The organism is Anaerotignum faecicola, assembly GCF_003865035.1.
GTDB lineage: Bacteria > Bacillota > Clostridia > Lachnospirales > Anaerotignaceae > Anaerotignum_A > Anaerotignum_A faecicola.
Map to the genome: position 1 here is coordinate 1 of NZ_BHVZ01000002.1, position 18,223 is coordinate 18,223.

Annotated in this window: 16 protein-coding genes and 1 pseudogene; 5 read left to right on the forward strand and 12 right to left on the reverse strand. The window is 41.5% G+C overall.

Features of this window, described 5'->3' with window-relative positions; genetic code table 11:
• The 5 genes and pseudogenes from EJE48_RS05705 to EJE48_RS05725 all read left to right on the forward strand — a co-directional run.
• A pseudogene (locus tag EJE48_RS05705) lies at positions 1 to 180 on the forward strand (hypothetical protein); the annotation flags it as partial.
• Between the two features lie 357 nt (positions 181 to 537).
• Positions 538 to 1,677 carry a plasmid recombination protein gene (locus EJE48_RS05710; RefSeq protein WP_124984455.1) on the forward strand — a complete coding sequence of 380 codons (1,140 nt, stop codon included), beginning with the start codon at positions 538 to 540 and terminating at the stop codon, positions 1,675 to 1,677.
• A 26-nt stretch (positions 1,678 to 1,703) separates the two neighbouring features.
• A complete protein-coding gene (locus EJE48_RS05715; protein ID WP_009247523.1) occupies positions 1,704 to 2,081 on the forward strand; it encodes a TnpV protein in 378 nt (125 codons plus the stop codon).
• Positions 2,082 to 2,534: 453 nt separating this feature from the next.
• Positions 2,535 to 4,079: an ATP-binding cassette domain-containing protein gene (locus EJE48_RS05720; RefSeq protein ID WP_009247522.1), complete on the forward strand. Its 1,545-nt coding sequence runs from the start codon at positions 2,535 to 2,537 to the stop codon at positions 4,077 to 4,079.
• Between the two features lie 84 nt (positions 4,080 to 4,163).
• Positions 4,164 to 4,661 carry a nucleotidyltransferase domain-containing protein gene (locus EJE48_RS05725; protein WP_009247521.1) on the forward strand — a complete coding sequence of 166 codons (498 nt, stop codon included), beginning with the start codon at positions 4,164 to 4,166 and terminating at the stop codon, positions 4,659 to 4,661.
• 312 nt (positions 4,662 to 4,973) lie between these two features.
• Here the strand turns inward: EJE48_RS05725 and EJE48_RS05730 are convergent, their stop codons facing one another.
• The 12 genes from EJE48_RS05730 to EJE48_RS05785 all read right to left on the reverse strand — a co-directional run bounded on the left by EJE48_RS05730 (position 4,974) and on the right by EJE48_RS05785 (position 18,203).
• On the reverse strand, positions 4,974 to 5,441 hold the full coding sequence (locus EJE48_RS05730; RefSeq protein ID WP_279221701.1) for a zinc ribbon domain-containing protein: 468 nt from the start codon (positions 5,439 to 5,441) through the stop codon (positions 4,974 to 4,976).
• Positions 5,442 to 5,521: 80 nt separating this feature from the next.
• Positions 5,522 to 6,313 (reverse strand): ATP-binding protein, encoded by a 792-nt coding sequence (locus EJE48_RS05735; RefSeq protein ID WP_118578888.1) that lies wholly within the window; start codon positions 6,311 to 6,313, stop codon positions 5,522 to 5,524.
• On the reverse strand, positions 6,255 to 6,965 hold the full coding sequence (locus tag EJE48_RS05740; RefSeq protein WP_118578890.1) for a DUF6291 domain-containing protein: 711 nt from the start codon (positions 6,963 to 6,965) through the stop codon (positions 6,255 to 6,257). Before EJE48_RS05740 ends, EJE48_RS05735 begins: the two co-directional genes overlap by 59 nt.
• Positions 6,966 to 7,715: 750 nt before the next feature.
• Complete coding sequence (locus EJE48_RS05745) at positions 7,716 to 8,981, reverse strand: PIN domain-containing protein (RefSeq protein WP_118578892.1); 1,266 nt, start codon at positions 8,979 to 8,981, stop codon at positions 7,716 to 7,718.
• Positions 8,982 to 9,028: 47 nt separating this feature from the next.
• Positions 9,029 to 10,348, reverse strand: a complete 1,320-nt coding sequence (locus EJE48_RS05750; protein ID WP_118578894.1) for a hypothetical protein — start codon at positions 10,346 to 10,348, stop codon at positions 9,029 to 9,031.
• A gap of 138 nt (positions 10,349 to 10,486) precedes the next feature.
• Positions 10,487 to 11,401, reverse strand: a complete 915-nt coding sequence (locus EJE48_RS05755) for a DNA methyltransferase (protein ID WP_118578896.1) — start codon at positions 11,399 to 11,401, stop codon at positions 10,487 to 10,489.
• Positions 11,401 to 12,267 carry a DNA-methyltransferase gene (locus EJE48_RS05760; RefSeq protein ID WP_118578898.1) on the reverse strand — a complete coding sequence of 289 codons (867 nt, stop codon included), beginning with the start codon at positions 12,265 to 12,267 and terminating at the stop codon, positions 11,401 to 11,403. Before EJE48_RS05760 ends, EJE48_RS05755 begins: the two co-directional genes overlap by 1 nt.
• Positions 12,264 to 12,452 (reverse strand): sucrose-6-phosphate hydrolase, encoded by a 189-nt coding sequence (locus tag EJE48_RS05765; protein WP_118578900.1) that lies wholly within the window; start codon positions 12,450 to 12,452, stop codon positions 12,264 to 12,266. The genes EJE48_RS05760 and EJE48_RS05765 overlap by 4 nt, the downstream gene beginning before the upstream one ends.
• Positions 12,453 to 12,558: 106 nt before the next feature.
• Entirely contained in the window at positions 12,559 to 13,341 is a 783-nt protein-coding gene (locus EJE48_RS05770; protein ID WP_124984373.1) for an MvaI/BcnI family restriction endonuclease, read from the reverse strand.
• Between the two features lie 11 nt (positions 13,342 to 13,352).
• Entirely contained in the window at positions 13,353 to 14,078 is a 726-nt protein-coding gene (locus EJE48_RS05775; protein WP_118578904.1) for an MvaI/BcnI family restriction endonuclease, read from the reverse strand.
• Positions 14,079 to 14,132: 54 nt separating this feature from the next.
• Positions 14,133 to 16,739 (reverse strand): DEAD/DEAH box helicase, encoded by a 2,607-nt coding sequence (locus EJE48_RS05780; RefSeq protein ID WP_118578906.1) that lies wholly within the window; start codon positions 16,737 to 16,739, stop codon positions 14,133 to 14,135.
• Positions 16,740 to 18,203, reverse strand: coding sequence for a HamA C-terminal domain-containing protein (locus EJE48_RS05785; RefSeq protein ID WP_160117320.1), 1,464 nt, complete (start codon positions 18,201 to 18,203; stop codon positions 16,740 to 16,742).
• Between the last annotated feature and the right edge of the window lie 20 nt (positions 18,204 to 18,223).

The following is an 18,223-nucleotide window of genomic DNA, read 5'->3' on the forward strand; positions in this document are numbered from 1 at the left end:
GGAACTGCTTCGGAACTTTGCGAAAGGCTTGCGGTGGATATAAAGCCGAATGTACTTTCTTTAAGGCTCAGTATCAACGCAAGCAGGCTGTTTCGTGATTACGGTATCCGTTATCAGAACAGCCGCACACACGACGGAAGAAAGGTTTCACTTTGGAAAGAAACCGAGCAGACGGCGTGACAAACGGTGTCAAAGGTGTCAATGTTTTTGAGAGCAGCACGCGCTGTGAAAAACATTGTCACCATCGTCACACTTTGACACCGGATAAAGTTTAGGGGAGTGTGCAGAGAGTGCCTTTTCAAAGGCGGCTCTTTGGTCTCGCCTGCTGGCTCGGTCGGTTCGCAGGCGTGTGTGCCACCGGCACACGCTCACCCCTCGGAGAGCCTTCGGAGAACGCAAAACCTGTTTACAGGTCGCATTTTTGATGGGTGTACCCGTCAAAAGTGCTTTTGCGTTACTTTTGACAAAAGTAACAAAACCTGAGAATGTTGAAATTTACAGATGGGAGATGAAAAAATGCAGAGAACGATAAGTGCAATGGTCGGTAAAGGCTCGGTCAATCACAATAGCCGAAAGTTCCGAGCAGAAAATGTAGACGGAACTCGTACTCATCTCAATATCGACTACTGCAATGAAAATATAAAGACAGTTTATCACGAATTGTTTGATGAAGCATTGGAAAGATACAATGCCAAGCAGATAAGGTCAGACCGAAAGATAAAAGATTATTATGAAAAAATCCGAAGTTCCAAGCAGGAAAAACCGTTCCACGAAATCATTTTACAGGTGGGCGGTAAGGGAAATATGAACGCCGATACGGAAAACGGAGAACTGGCAAAGCAGATTTTAGATGAATACTATCAGGGTTTTCAGGAGCGAAATCCACAGCTTCGGGTGTTCTCGGCTCATCTGCATATGGATGAAGCTACACCACATCTGCACATAGATTTTGTACCTTTTACCACAGGCAGCAAGCGTGGACTTGATACAAGAGTGTCACTAAAGCAGGCTCTTGCAACGCAAGGTTTTAAGGGCGGCAGTCGTGGCGATACGGAGTGGTCGCAATGGATACAGTCCGAAAAAGAACAGCTTGCGGCGGTGATGGAACGTTATGGGATTGAGTGGGAACATTTAGGCACACACGAAAAACATCTTTCTGTTTTGGATTATAAAAAGCAGGAAAGAAAAAAAGAAGTGGCGGCATTAGGTGCGAAAATCGAGCAGAAACAGATTGAATTTGATGTGTTGTCGGAACGAGTATTGAACTATGATAAGGCAAAAGACGAGCTGTCAAATCTTGAAATAGAGCTTGATACTGCACCGAAATATCAGTTGCCAGAACCAGAGAAATTTATGACTGCAAAGGCATATAAAACCAAAATGGCAGAGCCGGTTGTAAGGAAATTGAAGCAACTTGTCAAAACGGTGCTTGCCCGCTGCTTTGAGGGGTGGGACAACTATCATAGGCTGAATACAGCGAATGCACAGTTATACCGCACCAATCAGCGTTTGGAGAAAGTCAATGAAAGATTGACCGAAGAAAACAAAATCCTAAAAGCAGAAAATAAAGATTACAGCCTGCTCCGTAAGGTTTTTGGTCGCAAACAGATAGATGATTTGTTGGAGCAGGCAAGAACAGTTAAAGGTCGCAAGCGTGATAATACACGATCACGATAGACAAAAATCACAGGAGGAAAAGGAAAATGACAAAGACAATTTTTGAAGAAATGGGCGGAACTTATAGACAGGTGGGTGATTATTTATTGCCGAACATCACAGTACCAGCCGAAGAAGAAATAGAGCCGATTGGTTTATGGGGGAAACGACATGCAAGGCATTTAAAGGAACACTATAAAGTGTTATATATGAACCTGCTGACAAGCGGAAAGCTGCATAGTTATCTTGCAGAAGTCGATAAGCAAGCAGAGGATATGTTTCTTCGACTGGTAAAGGAATATGCCGACAGACAAGATGTGACGGAACAATTAAAGAAAGATAATCCCTACGAATGGATTGGAAGAATGAATAATATTCAGGCTTGTGTGAGGGAAGTTGTAGGAACGGAGTTGATTTACACATAAGCGTTTTACGGTATGGTGCTCCTGCGTTTGCTGGAGTGCTGTGGTTGTGGTTGTAAAGAGGTTGTGAAAGATTGAATTTCGTAATGGTTGGATGTATAATTAGGAAGTGAAAATTTTAATTTGCACTTCCATAAGGTGAAATGTATTGACACAAAAAATACAGTATGATAGTATTGCCATTAGAAGAAAGAAAGGCACATTTTGTGTAAGGTGAGGAAATGATTAATAGATAATTTGATTTAAGTAAGACACATATAGTTATTGAGCCTGTAGAGAATAGGTTTGTTTTGTGTACGCTTAAGTTGGATTATCGCAAGAGGCATTTCCTTTGTTTTCCTTTTGGAAAAGAAATAAGGGTCTATTTAGCGAGTCTATTTTTGCGTATGCAAAAAAGACTCGTTTTTGTGTGTTCAAAATAATAATTGGCTCAGACTTCGAAAAGGAGAAACTTTAATGTTGCAGATAAAAAAATTAAATTTAACACATAAAAAAGACCTGAGAATAATTCTTAATGATTTCAACCTTGTGCTAAATGATGGAGATAAGGCAGTTATTATTGGAGAAGAGGGAAATGGGAAATCGACATTAATGAAGTGGATATACAATCCGTCGCTTGTAGAAAACTATATAGAAGCAGATGGGGAAAGGATAATGGGACACGAACGTCTTGGTTATCTTCCGCAGGAGATGCTCGATGAAGATAAGGAAAAAACAATATACGAATATTTTTCTGAAGAGGAAATATTCTGGGAGAAAACGCCTAAAGAATTGTCTGTTATTGCGGGAAAATTTGGAATGAAAAATGATTTTTTCTACAGTAACCAGACAATGGGTAGTCTTTCAGGAGGCGAAAAAGTCAAGACACAACTTATGAGGCTTTTCATTCGCGATGTTTCTGTGCTGTTGTTGGACGAACCTTCCAATGACATCGACATTGCGACGCTTACATTACTGGAAAAAATCATAAATGACTGGAAGCACATTGTGCTTTTTATTTCACACGATGAAACGCTGATAGAGCGTACTGCCAACATGGTGATACATATCGAGCAGATTATACGAAAAACAAAGGCGAGATATACCGTGGCAAAGCTTCCCTATAGACGCTATGTGGAAGAACGGCTTCATAAATTTGAAATCCAAAAACAGCGGGCACTGAGTGACCGTAGGGAGAAAAAGATTCGCGATGAAAAATATCAAAGAGTTATGCAGAGTGTACAAGGTGCATTAAGAAGTTGTACCAGACAAGCACCGTCTGTTGCCAAAAACTTAAAGGACAAAATGCATACGGTTAAGGCAATGGAACGAAGATTTGAAAAAGAAGATGAAAATATGACTCAGATGCCGGAACAGGAAGAAGCAATCTTTGTCAAATTAGGGGATGAAAACTCACACATTCCCGCAGGAAAAACGGTCATAGAATATGAACTTTCAAAGCTTGTGACTCCGGATGGCAAAAGAATTTTAGCAGAAGGAATTCATTTAAAAATAAAAGGTTCAGAAAAAATCTGTATGATAGGAGCCAACGGGGCAGGAAAAACGACTCTTCTAAAAAAGATAGCGGAAGAACTCCTAAATCGGAATGACATTAAAGCAGAATATATGCCTCAAACTTATGAAGACCTGCTGGATTTGGATGTTACACCGGTTGATTACCTTGATAAAACAGGAGATAAAGAAGAGCGTACAAGAATTAGAACATACCTTGGTTCACTTAAATACACACCAGATGAAATGGAGCATCCGATTCGGGAGTTATCAGGCGGACAAAAGGCGAAAGTGCTTCTCTTGAGGATGAGCTTAAGTGGTGCAAATGTTCTTATTCTGGATGAACCGACAAGAAATTTTTCACCATTGTCCGGTCCGGTAATAAGAAAAATGCTCCGAGAATTTCCGGGGGCTGTCATTAGCATTTCTCACGATAGAAAGTATATTGAAGAGGTGTGCGATAAAATATATCAGCTAAATCCTAATGGATTACAGCTAATTGGTGATTGATAACAAAAAGGATGAAAGACTGACAAATTTCAGGCTTTTAGTGAGTTGGAAAGCATACAAAGATTTGAATTTGGAGGATAGATTATGGTACGTACAGAAGATGCATGTGAAATTATAAAATATGCTTTGCAAAACGAAATTAAAGTATATTTAGATGGCGGATGGGGTGTTGATGCACTTCTTAAAAGAGAATCAAGAATACACAATGATATTGATTTGTTTGTTGAACTGAAACATTATCATGATTATATTTATGTGATTAAGCAGCATGGATTTGAGGAAGTAAATACTGATTATACAACGGATGGTCATACTGTCTGGAAAGATGATAAACAAAGAATCATTGATTTACATTGTTTTGAATTTACAGATGACGGAATTGTTTATGAGGGAGATATATTTCCATCAAAAACTTTTTCCGGTATTGGAAAAGTTGGAGATATAACTGTTTCTTGTATTGAACCATTGAGTCAGGTAATGCTTCATTTGGGATATGAACACGATAAAAATGATGTGCATGATGTGATGCTGTTGTGTGAAACATTTCAAATAGCAATACCAGATGAATATAAGGAAAAGTAAAATTTCAGTTTTGTGTTGAATCTCTAAGCAAAATAGCTTATAATTTGACATGCTACATATAGTTATTATCCACAGTTATCGAGTAGGTGTTATCAATGCCGATAACAAAATGATAACATTAGCTCGTATAGGCAGGATAATATGGATATATCAAATAATCAAAAGAACGAGAAACATTACAGAGAATAATTCCTAAACAAAAAGCGTTAGTCTTTGTAGAATGGGAATAATCTGAACAATTTCCGGAAACCCATTGAAACTTAAAAAGGCCTTGCTCATCTGCTTGGATGAGCAAAGTCTTTTTTTATGTCCTTATTTTTCTCCTGCCCTTTTCCAATACTCCAGCTGAGGCAGCAGCTGCCGCAGATAGGCGCGCACCTCCTCCTCTGTGTATGTATCCTGTGGCATATTTTTCACGCACACCTCAATCAAATCCTCCATATCGCTGTACAGATGCACCCCATCGGCGTAGCACCATTTGCAGTAATCCTCATTCAGAAAGCCGTCCTTTTCCCTGCTGATGCTGTCATCCGCAAGCGGCATGCCGCAGCATTGGCAAATCAGCTCTCTCGGCGAGCCAAGCAATGTGTTGATGGACACATCGAACAGCTTGGATAATCGCTTTAATGTCTCGGTATTCGGAATCGTATCTCCCCTTTCCCAACGGGATACCGCCTGTCTGGTCACGAACATCCTTTCCGCCAGCTCATCCTGCGAAAGCCCTGCCTTTGTGCGCAGCTGCAATAAAATATCCTTTGTTTCCATACTTTTTGTTTCCATATCCTTCACCGCCTTTTCTCCAGTATACTCGAACCGCCGCCTTGGCGCAAGCAACGCGCAGTTGCCGCGGAGGGATTGCCCTACACCACGCCCTCCTCTCTCGTTCTGTAGTTCCGCCCTTCGCCCCATCCGATTTTCAGCTTATATTTGCCGCACCGCTGATAAATTCTGCTGCCCATGGCTTCGTCAAGCTCCATGATTTCATTCAGCCCTCTTTCCCCCGAAAAAATCGTCCGCAAGGTGCGATTATTATACCGCGCGTTGATGATTTCAAACGCAAGATTGATGTCCCCATCGGTCGGCAGTACGCCGTTTCTGGTTTTCAGAAAATCGTCGATATACAGCACCTCTGCCGTTTTCCATTTGTTGATTTCGCGCTCGTAGCCTTCATCATCCGTCTTGAGCGCCTTCAGCTTGGTGGCTTCCTCCGTCCAAATCATGTAGCGCACGCCCTTGCCCTGGAGCATCAACCGATTCGCAATGGCGGTGCAGATGTGCGTTTTCCCTGCCCCGACCTGTCCGCCGATATAAAACCAACCCTCCCCTTCCTCACAGAAGCACTCCGCCGCCGCAAGGATGGATTTCTGCCAGCTTGTTTTCGCCTCGTAGGTCTCGAAGCGATACCGCTCCGCCATGTCCTGCAAGCCGCTTTTTTGCAGCCGCCACTTGCCCCTGCGCTTCTCCATGCACTCGCACTCCATGGTGTATTCATACCCATCCTTCATCAAAAACACAAACCCCTTGTTGCGGCAAATCGGGCAGTCATACCCCATCAGGTCGCCCCTTCTGCTGTTGTATAACGCCATCCTCTCCTCACAGGACAGTGCCGTCGTATTTTTCGCTGCCTGCATCAGCGCCTTCACATCTACCATACCCCTTCACTCCTTTTCCGCTCTCCTGACGGCAATATCCACTCACATTCTCCGTCTGCTTCGCTTCCTGTCTCTCCCAGTTTCGCACCACTGCCTTCCAGTCCTTCATCTCGGACTTACCAAGCCGCCAGCCGTTGGCGGTGTAATAATCCATGAACCGCTCCGGACTGATACGATAGCCCTTGCTTTCGCAGTACGCCCGTACCTCCTCCACAGAAGGGGGATGAAAGGGGTGTGGTTGTCCGTCCTGCGAAGCATTCTCATTCCCCTCTCCATTACCCTTCTCATTGCCATTACCATTACCATTCTCATTTACATTACCATTACCATTTACATTAGGTTTTGCATCCCGTAACCTATGGTTTTCCGTCTCAGAACCATCGGTTTTCCTATCGGATACCGCCTGCTCCTGTGCGGAGAGGCTTGCTTTTGGTCTGCCGCCCTTTGCGCCGTTTGCTCGTCGTTGGTTATTCGCATCTATCTGCGGCTTCGCCATCTTCAAAACCACCTCCGCCAGTGTGCCGCCTGTCTGCTCCGCTCCATTCAGCCCATATTCGCACAGAAAACGCATACATTCCGCAAATTCCGCATCCCCTAAGCCCTTGATGGAATCGTAAAAGCTGCGGTAGAAGATAAAGCTTTCTCTCTCCATTTTTCTCCCCCCTTTCGTTGCTTCTCTTTCTGTATACCATTTCTGTAGTCTCACATAGTCTCGATGTGAAGAAAAGCGCAAAAAAGGCAATAAAAAAATCCCCCTTCTTCTGTAAAAAGAAAGAGGATTGGATTTAGTTTTCCCGCGTCAGCAGGCAGACGTTTTCGATATGGCTCGATTGGCCCTGATTGATAACAACATAATCGGGATATTTCGGAATAGTCCGTTTGTCTACGGAAACATATCAACTCGTATCTGTAGTAGAAATATGGCTGTTTCTGTTGCTATCAATATCACAGCCTAGACCTCAGCTGTTTATGGGAACAGGTCTGAAATTCCCTTTATATTTCCTATTATAATGCCAAAGTCAATAGTTGCAGACTTCCCATTGTCTCGACCCTGCCTGTTCGCAGTACAAGGGATAGGTCAACGACTATTTTCCAGTCAATCTGGAATCACAATTCCCATGCACTCGACCTTAATAGTCAAGAATTCACACGATAAATACACCAGTACTGTTTGCCTAGTCTAACAAGACGCTATCTTTGATACAAAGGGAAAATTCTTCTCCGGTGTGAAAACACCGAAAAAGGCTTGATTTCTGGGCTTTTACGACCGTTTGCCGTCTGTAGAAGCCCAGTTTTTTTATTCTATTGTCCTCATTTTACTCGAAGCAGACGGTGCCGGAAGTCGTCCCGACAGGTCCAGAATAGGTGAAGTTAAAAGTTATGCCAAAATTTAAATTGTTAGTTAGTCTTGATTTCTAAAGCAGTCGATACAAAAACCTGAATTCATTAACTCATGTGGGACCTTTCTGCCACAGGTCGGGCAAATATCACCTTTCTCATTAGTAACCATACAGTCTCCACACAAAGGGTTATCGTCATAATCGGTATACTCTGCTGTATATCCCATAACCTTTCCGCATTCGCTACAATAAACCAAATCAGGCTCTTCATGGTATTCCGTTTCCAATTCGTCCCAATTTTGCAAAGTATCTTCGTCCAAATCAAGAGTACGGAATTTTCTATCATCAACGATAGTGCTCTCTAAAATAACGTATTCATCGTCTATTTTATCAACAGTACAGTCAATAATAATATTTGTTTCAATCCGATGTGTCTCACGCCATGTAACATAATTTTCAATTAAATATCGTTGCTCTTCCTTATCAAAGTAGGATGTATCCTCATCTCTATGAGTGATTTCCGCAACAACCCACAGAACAACATCTATGTGCGCCAAACATCTACCGTCAACAAATTCAACATAGGCAAATTCAGCCTCAATTGAATCTATTTGTTTTTCATCACATTTCCACTCACCATAATAACCTCTATCTATATCGAAATCCGAAAAATATTCGTGCATGCAATCATAGAAATCATCGTTCTCTACTGCACTAATAATACATGCCTCAATATTTTTATATTCTTCTTTTTGCTGATTGCACATTTTTATAAGATCGCCAAGATACTGTATCGTGACGAAGTTATCGTCTCCCTCAAAGGCCTTTCTAAAACCGGAGTCATCTGAAACGATGACTATCTGATCATGCACCTTTTTCTGGTATTGCTTTACAGCATTAATCATAATCGCATCTTTAAATTCATGTGGTTTTTTCGTTTCAAACGGTGCTTCTAAAGCAAAGTACGACTGCATCAAACGCTCCGCATCTAACGGATTAAGGTCAATTTTAGTGACTCCGTCCAATGAAAGGAAATCAGCAAAAGCATCTTTAATAGAAGCCACAACATGAGCTTCGTCAATTTTGTTCAACGCAAAATCTTCTGTACACATCAGTGCAGAAAGTTCCTTGCGAAGTACCCTGTTATATTTCGTCACAGCAGTTCTGATATCATCATTGATATGCTGTTCAACTTCACCTTGTGTCGCTGAAGAGTAAATTATGCTCACATCTCCGTTGGCTATCAAGGAACGTAATGTGGCAAACTTTTCACTTGAAAATTTATATCCAGCACCTATATATACATTTGTATCCAAATAGGCTATCATTTCTCCTCGTCACCTCTATCATCCACTTCCCATGATTCTATATTGGTTTAGTCCATACTGCCGCTGCCTCGATTACCACCGAACTCACAGCCATGTACATGGTCGTGTCCGTAATACCAGCGGCCATATCGATATCCGTAATGTGGAGGACAATGGGCACAGTCACCGTTGCATCTCCCATTATGATGGGACCCATTTACATGCTTATCATAAAGTGACGCCATTCCAAGCCCTGCCAGAATTGCGGTGAATAATCCCGGTCCCTTCTGCTTCGGCATCTGTATCTGTATTTCAGACGGAAGCGTATACGGTACCTTTTCTTCTTTTGCGATGTACTTGATGATTTTGTCTTCAACTAAGCCGTAGAAATAATCGAAATCATCTTCAGTGTATTTTGTTGAGTTGGCTCTCATCAAATCACGATGAAGCGAGCTATCAACACAACATACCAATTCTCTGATTTCAGCTACCGGAAACTCTACTCCACCTTTAAGCGCAAGTTTCGTAAAAGCTATAGCACACTCTTTATCTAAAAAACACTGAATAACTTCTGAGACCTCTTCAGCAGAGCCAAAATCGGTAATATCGCCAGCTCTGCGAACTTGCGTTTTTTCATCCCACTCATCGTAATATTGGTAGAAATCTTCCCACTGGCTGAATCGAATATTAGATTCATCTATTACGTTTTCTATCTCATCTTCCGGAAGAGACTTTGCTAAATATTCCAATGCTTCTGCAATGAACGGGGAAGCATTATGTTTGACAAGCTCCGGTACATAGTCCTGCTCAACGGCATAAGAGATTTCTATGATTTCATCAGGAGTAAAACGCACTCCAGCGGCCACAGCCTGTTTTATAAACGCAGTAACTTCATCCGGCTTGACAAACTCATTGGAAACCTTGAACGCCTCGTCGGATGGGCCAAAGGTCTTTAGCTTTTTCACACGCTCACTGAAAACTTCTGTTGTCCATGATGGGTAGGCTTCGTAAAAGTCCTTCCAATCAGTGTATTCAATACCTCTGGCTCCTTCAAGTCGGTGCAGCAAATCGTCGGATACATAGCCTGCCACATATTCCAGTTCATCTCTTGTATAGGGAACGGAATTGCTCATGACAAGTGCAGGAATAAATTCCTCCGTCACATTGTCGATCATATTCACGATTTCGTCACCAGTGAATTTAACACCAGCTTTTATCGCTTTCTTTAAAAAGCGAGTTGCAATCTTTGGATCAGCATACTCTGTTGCAACATCAAAAACCTCAGAGGAAGGACCAAAGTCTGTCAGGCCGGACATCCTGCTGATCTGAGTGCTTTCAGACCAATCATAAAATTTATCGTAGAACTCCTCCCACGTATATTGTGCCAAAACAAACTGCCTCCTCTCTTAGAGATTTTCAATCCACTGCATCGTCTCCGAAGACTGTGGAACATTGACAGTAATATGAAGCTCAACTGCTATTATAAATAAATACGGTTTTTGTGCGTTTATCTGCTCAAAATTACATCACGCATTAGATTTCTTTTCTTTTGCTTGTGTTTTCTTCGCAGGAGCAGGGAGCGTAAAGTCGAGAATATATTCAAAAGTCGTGCCCATAGTGATATAACTGCTCGGCCAACCAAATATACCGATTTTATTAACCAAGTTGCGACGATCCCATATAATCGTATTTCTAAATTCATATCCTGCTGCACGCATTGCATTAATAATGTTTATGTGCAAAGGCACTCGCTTCCCATCAATCCATGCATCCGTTATATTTATGAGAATATGTGCCTTTTCTTGAAAAACGGGCATCATCTCACGGAAAATCTCGGATATTTCTCTCTCAAATGCATCCGCATCCAGCGTTCCTAAATCACGAGGATCTTGACTATATTGCTCAATCTTGCCAAACTGCTCATTTTCACGCAAGTCACCACGACGACTTTTATTTTTACGTTCTCTGTTCAATATATTGGCATATGGAGGTGATGTAAAAGCCAGCTTAACCGTGCCCGGCGCAATACGGTTCACAATATTTCTTGCATCATCACAAACTGCAATTTGCTTACAATGGCAGTTATCAGGTACTTCTGCAACACGTGAATTTGAGAGATCAACATATTCTTGCTTCAAATCAAATCCTACTGCATTTCGATCCAAATCTTGTGCGGCGAGAAGAGTTGTTCCAGACCCAACAAAAGGGTCCAACACAAGTTCTCCTTTGTGAGTAAACTGTTCAATGACTCTTTTAGCCATAGCAATAGGAAATACGGCAGGATGGACTGACTTGTCCCTTATGTCTCTCGGCTCATATGTAAACTGCCATACACCTATTTGATTTTTCATCCAATCTTTGGCTTCGATGCAAGAAAGAAAGCCCTTCTTGCAATCACAAAGCCTTGCGTTATCTATATTTATGAAATCGGTAGTTGACATTATTCAGATACCCTGCTTTCCTTAAACCTACTTTGTGCAAAATCAAAAAATTCTTGATTGATCTCAAATCCTATACAATTTCTTCCAAGTCGGTCACTTACAATCCAAGTTGTGCCCGTCCCCAAAAATGGATCAAACACTATGCCATCTTTCGGACTTCCGCACAGCACAATCTGTTCAACAAGTTGCTCTGGAAATGTAGCTGTATGATTACCGGTTAAAGGTTGAGTGTTAATAGCCCAAACGTCACCCGGATTTTTCATGCGACCATTAGCGCCAAGAACTTTGATAGCATCTAAGTCAAAGAAATACTTCTTGTTTAGAACAAAATGGAATACATGTTCATACGTATTGTTCAAGCGATCAGTTACGCTGGCTGGAATCCTGTTTGGCTTTTGCCAAATAATATCATCACGCAACAACCAACCTCGTTCTTGCATTTCAATTGCAAATCGAGAAGGAATGAGAAGAAGTTGCTTATTCTGATAAAGTTTCCCGTTTTGTTTGATTTTCGGCTGAAGAGGTTTCGTTGTAAAATACTTTTCTTTACGGTCCTTTTGAGCCTGTGTAACATTTCCATCGTTATCTAAATATTTGCTCCAAGCACCTGCACCAGATCCGAAGTAAGTATCGCCAACATTAATGAAAACGTTAGCTGTTGGTTTCAAATACGGACGCAGTTCATCAAAAAAATCGGCAAGCCTTGACACGTAGGCTTCTGGGGTTTCTTCGGAACCTATCTCTCCATCTCCGTTGTAGACGCGTTTAGCCCAATATGGTGGTGATGTTACCAACAGATCAATTGAAGCAGGCTCGATCTGCTTTATTAACTCAAGCGTATCGCCACAAGCGATTGTGTGTTTCATTTCGCATCCTCCTTTAAAGATTCTGCAATGCGTAATATTAGCTCATTTTTCTCCTGATCTAAATAGATTGAAAATTTTGTCGTTCCTTTTTCTACTGGAAGATTATTCAGAATAGATTTCGGTAAGCGGATACGCATATCTTGCTGCAGAGCGTATGTATCAAGATAAATTAGTTCTTTAGCCATGTCAGTCTCCTTTTGTCCTGATTTTAGGACTATTATAGCACTAAATCAGTCTAAAATCAACCCACGCAAACAGGATTGATTGTGAACTTTCCTGCCAATGAACTACTTAAACGATAATATGCTGCTGATATAAATCATTTTTTGCAGCTGGTCTAATTCGGAATTTCGTTCCGTGATTGTGTCCTGTGCGAGCATCGAAATCGACATAAATTGCTCCCGATTCAACAAGAGCCAAGAACCTCTCTAATGTAGGGTCAACGTAAGCTTCAATCTCATTATACTTGAAACACTCATAACCGGAGATATGCTTCGTTTCAGCTTTTACATACATTAGATTGTTGAGCTTTGTGCTCAGTTTTTGAGAAATATCTCCAAATGTCCAATAGGGATTTGGATCAATATCTCCTTTTCCAACGCCTTCACTTATGAAACTACGCCACTCAGCATGACGATCATCAATCATTCGATAGTCAAAGGAAACATAAATACATTCCGCATTCCAGTCAATATTAACCTTGAATCCACGGTCGCTACACGATGTGGCATTTATGGTTTGACGGAAACTTCTTTCGTTTATCGGATAAAGAGTTCCTGCATCTTGATGCGGCCACCCATAAAGCGGAAGCAGGATCTTTGGAACTATCCGTGCATTTCGAGGTTTTGGCTCGCAATGAAATAGTGTTAATAGTGAGCCTGTTTCAGCCCTTTGGCTTTTAAGTTCCCAATCGCCAAAATCAGGTAACTGAAGATTATTTTCAGCTACATCAAGAAGGTCTTCCAGAGTATTCCCTACACCACCAGCGTTGCCGGGGCGTTGATTCCGGATCCATCCCATTTCTTTTATTTCCTGTAACCTAATTCTAAGCAAATCTAAATCGCGTTCTCTCATTTTATAACCTCCTACATAATTTTCTCGACGTTTTCAAACAAGCTGGTTAGCTTTCTTAAAGGTATTCTTATGTGTGGTCCTCGATCATGAGGAGCCCTTTTCCTGAAGTCTGACGCTGGCTGGTCAATACACAGGTCCATTACAACAGCACCAGATTCGATTGCATCGTAGATGTTTTTTGGCGAACTTAGAATATACGCTTCTACAAAATGGAATTCTTCGTTTTTGGAATTAGCAGTTCCTCTGGTTTCAGCCAATGCAAGCAAAACTTGTTTGATTTTCCCGTTTCCACTTGTCAAATCCCATGTTGCCAAATACTCATCTCTGTAATACAAATCAATACTTGCATCTCCATTTCCTCGTAGAATAAATCCAAGGCTATTAACTTTATTTCCATATATGGTGGTAAAAAGTTTTCGTTTCAACGAACCATCTCTTTGAGAAGGCTTTTCATAGCTAAACCTATCAAATATTTGATTCGGCGTTAATCCTGCTGTTGATGTTTGGTGAAACAGAGTCAATGTACTTGCCTTATTTTTCTTTTTTCTCATTCCTTTGAGCTCGTATGTGCCCAAATCTGCAAGATGAAGATTATTCTCAGCGACACCAAATTCTCGTTCTAATATCTGGCCAACAATCCCATCATCTTTTCTAAACATACCTTCTGGTACAGAAATAAAACCTTTATCTCTAAGTTCCTCCATCTTTTTGATGACTTCATCCTTAGTCCACTCCATAAAATCATTCCTCCTATAAAAGAGATATAGCCTGCTGTTCTTCCGACAGGTTTATTATTCGTCAAACAACTCCGGCATATTGTTGTGCACCGTCCTTGTCTCTTCTCTGACAGATATCCGCTCACATTGAAGCAAAGAAAGCGACACTTTCACACCTTCGTCAGTTCTAACAATGTATATGTCCTCGTGCTTCTGTATGTAAGTCGCTGTTTCTGGTGAAAAGCCATTTTTCTGAAGTAGGATACACACCTTATTTGTGGTCCCATATTCCACATATTCATACCAATCATTTGTCAAGAAATCACGATGGTGATATTTCTTAAGCTCCGTCGAAAAGCGCATAAAGTAATTCGATAACCGGAACAAAATGATATCATTTACATTATTAAGCGTATCCTCGATCACCTTGTTTCTGTGTTCTTCTCCATCATCGAATAGCTTTGATTCTCCATTGACATAAATATTCTTCCCTTGCTTATACGATATGGCCTGATCAATCATGTACTTGATACCATTACCGGTAAGCCACTGAGTCAGAAGCGTAGCATAGAATCTGAGATTCGAGTGCTTTCCTTCCTTATTCACTCGTCCCAGTGTGCTGCTCTCGTAGGTTTCCCAGTCGAATGCATCACATAGTCCCTCAAGAAACTCCAATGTTGGCTGAAATCCCACATAGCCGTATATATTCACTTTCGGATAATCCAGCCCACCCTCAATAGCCGACACAACTTTATCAATCTGATCTACGGAAACATTAATGTCGTCATCCGGTTCATTTTTCCTGCCAGTAAACATCTCCTTTATCAATACAGGATCGTTTTCTGTCATGTTTTCCTCGAATTCCCTGCGGACCCTGCCACGGCGATCAAGCATAATCTCTCTTAGAAGGATATTAGCCGCTTTGCGCATTAACGAAAATTGCTCGATAGTCTGACCGTTCAATTTCTCAAGTTTCGTCTTGCCTTGGCGCAGGCACTCAAGAACATATTCCTTTTCTTTATCACTTATCGAAACAATCGAAAGCGTCTGTGGCTCGACATCCTTCCTCAATAGCGTTACATAATTTTCCGGCTTGGTCTTGTTGTCATCTTCCAGACAAACCAGAAAGACATTTCCATAAAGTGTGTACTGAATCCTTCCAACTCGTCCAATCAAGTTACGAAACTCGACCGCAGACATCGGATACGATCCGTTTTTGTGATCGGTAATGAACAAATTATCTGCAGGAAGATTTACGCCTTCCAGCAGGGTACTTGTACAAAAAATGGTATGAATACCGCCATCGCGTTTGCGAAAGAGTTCCTCTATACGCAATCGGATACTTGTCGGAAGATAACCGACATGATAAGCGACTCCTTTTTCAACTGTACCCGCAAGATAATAGTCCTCATGCACCTGTTCCCGTATTTCATCCGCAAGGGCAATCAAATCAGGATCATCCAGCGGCTGGAGCTTCTCAGCATATTCTCGTGCAAATTTTACGACCTTTGCCTTTGCATTGCAGTATATCAGATTTTTCTTTCCTTCACCCAATTCGGAAAGGAAGGATTGAAAATCTCGGTCTGGTTCAAAAGAATGAATTGCATGCAGTTCTTCCGTAAGCCCGTTATAGTAACCCAGTTTTCTCTCCTGTAAATCTATTAAAAACTTCTCCTGACTAACCGGAGTAAACAGCGATGTCATTTCCGACCGGCCACCCTGAACATCTCTCGGAATTAGCTCCAAATAAATATCAGGATTAGGAATGTGCGGCGACGCAAATATCATATGTGGCCGTTCTTCTGATCGATTTAACATTCCGACCACTTGATAATAGAATGCGCTGCGGCCTTCCTTCTCCGAAATATTCTGTGCTTCATCTATAAATAGATAGTGAATCGGGATGTCCTTAAAACCAATCAGCTGATACATCATACGTTCAGGCGTCATAACAAACACATATCTGTGCTCATTCTTTTCCTGTAGAATCATTGCTCCGGCTGAAGTAATAATCCTATAATCGTGCTGCCGCAGGAGTTCTCCAAGATTGTCAGCTATTTCCTTTGACACCTCGTTTATAAGAGCCTTTGTAGGCACAAGAATAGCAAAATTGCAGTCTGGGCTTATTTTGATACGCTCCCTGATGAATGTCCTCATTACAAAAGACTTACCCATAGACGTAGGGCCGGAATAGCTGAAATAATCATCTTCAGTCATGTGGTCATATACAGCCTTTTGTGATCTAAGAAAATACCCATCCTGTTGTGACGGAATCCGCAGATAATCTCTGTTGATTTCATCTGACAAACGGTCGAGAACATTATTCTCCTGAAAATCTGGGACGCTGTGCTGAAGGCCAAGGTAATTACTCGTGCTTGAAAGAACCGCCCCCATAACATACTGAATTTCTTCATCATCAGGATTCAGCGCATTTAATAGAGTAATAATCTCTTGCGCCAGAGAACGATGCCTCTCTGACTGCTCAGTGTTGACAGACTTTGAGAGCAGGTCAGCAAACCTTAGTGCGTCCTCCGTGTCAACCTCCTTCTGTGCTATATCGTCGATGCGAAATAGCCGGAGGAAATCATTATGCAACAGAGCATCATATATTTCATTTAAGTATTCGTTCTTCTCTAAGCCAGTAAATATCGCATGTCCAAGTGTACCAGTAGTGTCATTCATTTAATCAACACCTCCCAGCAACAGCTCATCCATAATCAGTTTTTTATCTACCTCTGCGTTATTGAACGGCAGGAAGTAGAAATAATACGAATGCATGCCAAGATTAAGGTCAGAAACCTTTTGCTCAATGTATGGAATAGCCGCTTTAATATCAGATTCCATCCGTTTTATGCATTCTGTTCTAAAGGCATCATTGTCATCGGCTTCAACGTCAATCGAATAACCAACGAAAACGCCAAAAGCCATATCAGGTGCGGCCTGCCTTGTTTTACTTGGTACCAGTATCTGATGAAGCCACTTTGTAGTATCATCATCGTATGTGTGATTAAATAGAGTGCTATCAACCATTTGACGTTCTCTTACCCGCCTGTTTTTTATAGCAGCAAGTACTTCAAATGCGCTGTCAATTGCACTTTCAAAATTACCGTTTATGCACGATGCGCCAAAAACCAGCTGATAGCTAATCTCTCCATTTACTTTTCTCTTGAGCAAATGAACACAATCACTTTTGCTGCTGAACTGTCTGGCCGTCGTGCTTATTTCAACCTTACTTAGCAATTTAGGTGCGTGTAATCCATCTTCCAGAAATGCAAACAGCAGCATTTCACCGAGTTCATTTCCGGTACCCTTTTCATCAGGCTTTCCATTAGCCTTCATCAGTCGCAGGGCTTTTGCACCCATGTTCCGGACCTTTTTCTTGTCTTCAAACTCTTTCATTTGCGTCCGGGAATAGACATACATACCAACACTATCAAAAAGGTATTCATTTAGTGCCATGTAATCAAATGCGGAATCTGAAATATCCAAATAGTATAGATTTAAGCCACTCTTATTTTTCAAATTAAGATCATCATCGCACTGCACTTTGCGGAATACGGCATCAAAATCACTGTCTTTTAACGTGCGGTCAAGTTCTACCGGCTCAATTATCGCATCCGCTTCCAACCGAATCGATGCACGTTGAGCTTCAAACCCTTCTACAAAGGATTGATCCACAAGGTTAATTGTATCTTTGCCAGATTTGTTTTCCACAGCAACTGCCGTATAAAGAAAGATATTTGCAAGAAAATCCGCCGGATCGAATACAGATATCGCTTCCAATGTAGACCGCTTCATCTGACCGATTACAGCGTCGGATTCAGTTACGCTGGACAACGCCATGCTGCGCAGCGCAAGAATCCCAAGAGGAAGTTTGTCTGTGTCAAGCAACGGAAGCACATATGTCGTCATCCCCTTCGATATTTTTGAAAAAGCAATTGTCTTGGCTGGTTCTACAATATTCTCAGGAGAAAGATTATAATCACAAGAAAGTAGATGGCTTATCGTGCCATCATCAGCTTCTAATATATTCCCATAATATTCATCAATTGTTTTTGCTACTGCTCCGCAGAGGGTCTTGTTGTAGACTTTCGGCTTGGAGCATATTTTTAATACTTTGATGAGTGCTGCAAAACAAAGCGTCATAAACAAATCCCTCCTCTCGG

Excerpts from the sequence above, each read along its gene's own strand:
- EJE48_RS05730 (WP_279221701.1), bottom strand. The coding sequence starts at position 5,441 with ATGGAAACAAAAAGTATGGAAACAAAGGATATTTTATTGCAGCTGCGC.
- EJE48_RS05775 (WP_118578904.1), bottom strand. The coding sequence starts at position 14,078 with ATGGAGTGGACTAAGGATGAAGTCATCAAAAAGATGGAGGAACTTAGA.
- EJE48_RS05770 (WP_124984373.1), bottom strand. The coding sequence starts at position 13,341 with ATGAGAGAACGCGATTTAGATTTGCTTAGAATTAGGTTACAGGAAATA.
- EJE48_RS05780 (WP_118578906.1), bottom strand. The coding sequence starts at position 16,739 with ATGAATGACACTACTGGTACACTTGGACATGCGATATTTACTGGCTTA.
- EJE48_RS05710 (WP_124984455.1), top strand. The coding sequence starts at position 538 with ATGGTCGGTAAAGGCTCGGTCAATCACAATAGCCGAAAGTTCCGAGCA.
- EJE48_RS05785 (WP_160117320.1), bottom strand. The coding sequence starts at position 18,203 with ATGACGCTTTGTTTTGCAGCACTCATCAAAGTATTAAAAATATGCTCC.
- EJE48_RS05745 (WP_118578892.1), bottom strand. The coding sequence starts at position 8,981 with ATGATAGCCTATTTGGATACAAATGTATATATAGGTGCTGGATATAAA.
- EJE48_RS05765 (WP_118578900.1), bottom strand. The coding sequence starts at position 12,452 with ATGGCTAAAGAACTAATTTATCTTGATACATACGCTCTGCAGCAAGAT.
- EJE48_RS05735 (WP_118578888.1), bottom strand. The coding sequence starts at position 6,313 with ATGGTAGATGTGAAGGCGCTGATGCAGGCAGCGAAAAATACGACGGCA.
- EJE48_RS05760 (WP_118578898.1), bottom strand. The coding sequence starts at position 12,267 with ATGAAACACACAATCGCTTGTGGCGATACGCTTGAGTTAATAAAGCAG.
- EJE48_RS05740 (WP_118578890.1), bottom strand. The coding sequence starts at position 6,965 with ATGGAGAGAGAAAGCTTTATCTTCTACCGCAGCTTTTACGATTCCATC.
- EJE48_RS05720 (WP_009247522.1), top strand. The coding sequence starts at position 2,535 with ATGTTGCAGATAAAAAAATTAAATTTAACACATAAAAAAGACCTGAGA.
- EJE48_RS05715 (WP_009247523.1), top strand. The coding sequence starts at position 1,704 with ATGACAAAGACAATTTTTGAAGAAATGGGCGGAACTTATAGACAGGTG.
- EJE48_RS05725 (WP_009247521.1), top strand. The coding sequence starts at position 4,164 with ATGGTACGTACAGAAGATGCATGTGAAATTATAAAATATGCTTTGCAA.
- EJE48_RS05755 (WP_118578896.1), bottom strand. The coding sequence starts at position 11,401 with ATGTCAACTACCGATTTCATAAATATAGATAACGCAAGGCTTTGTGAT.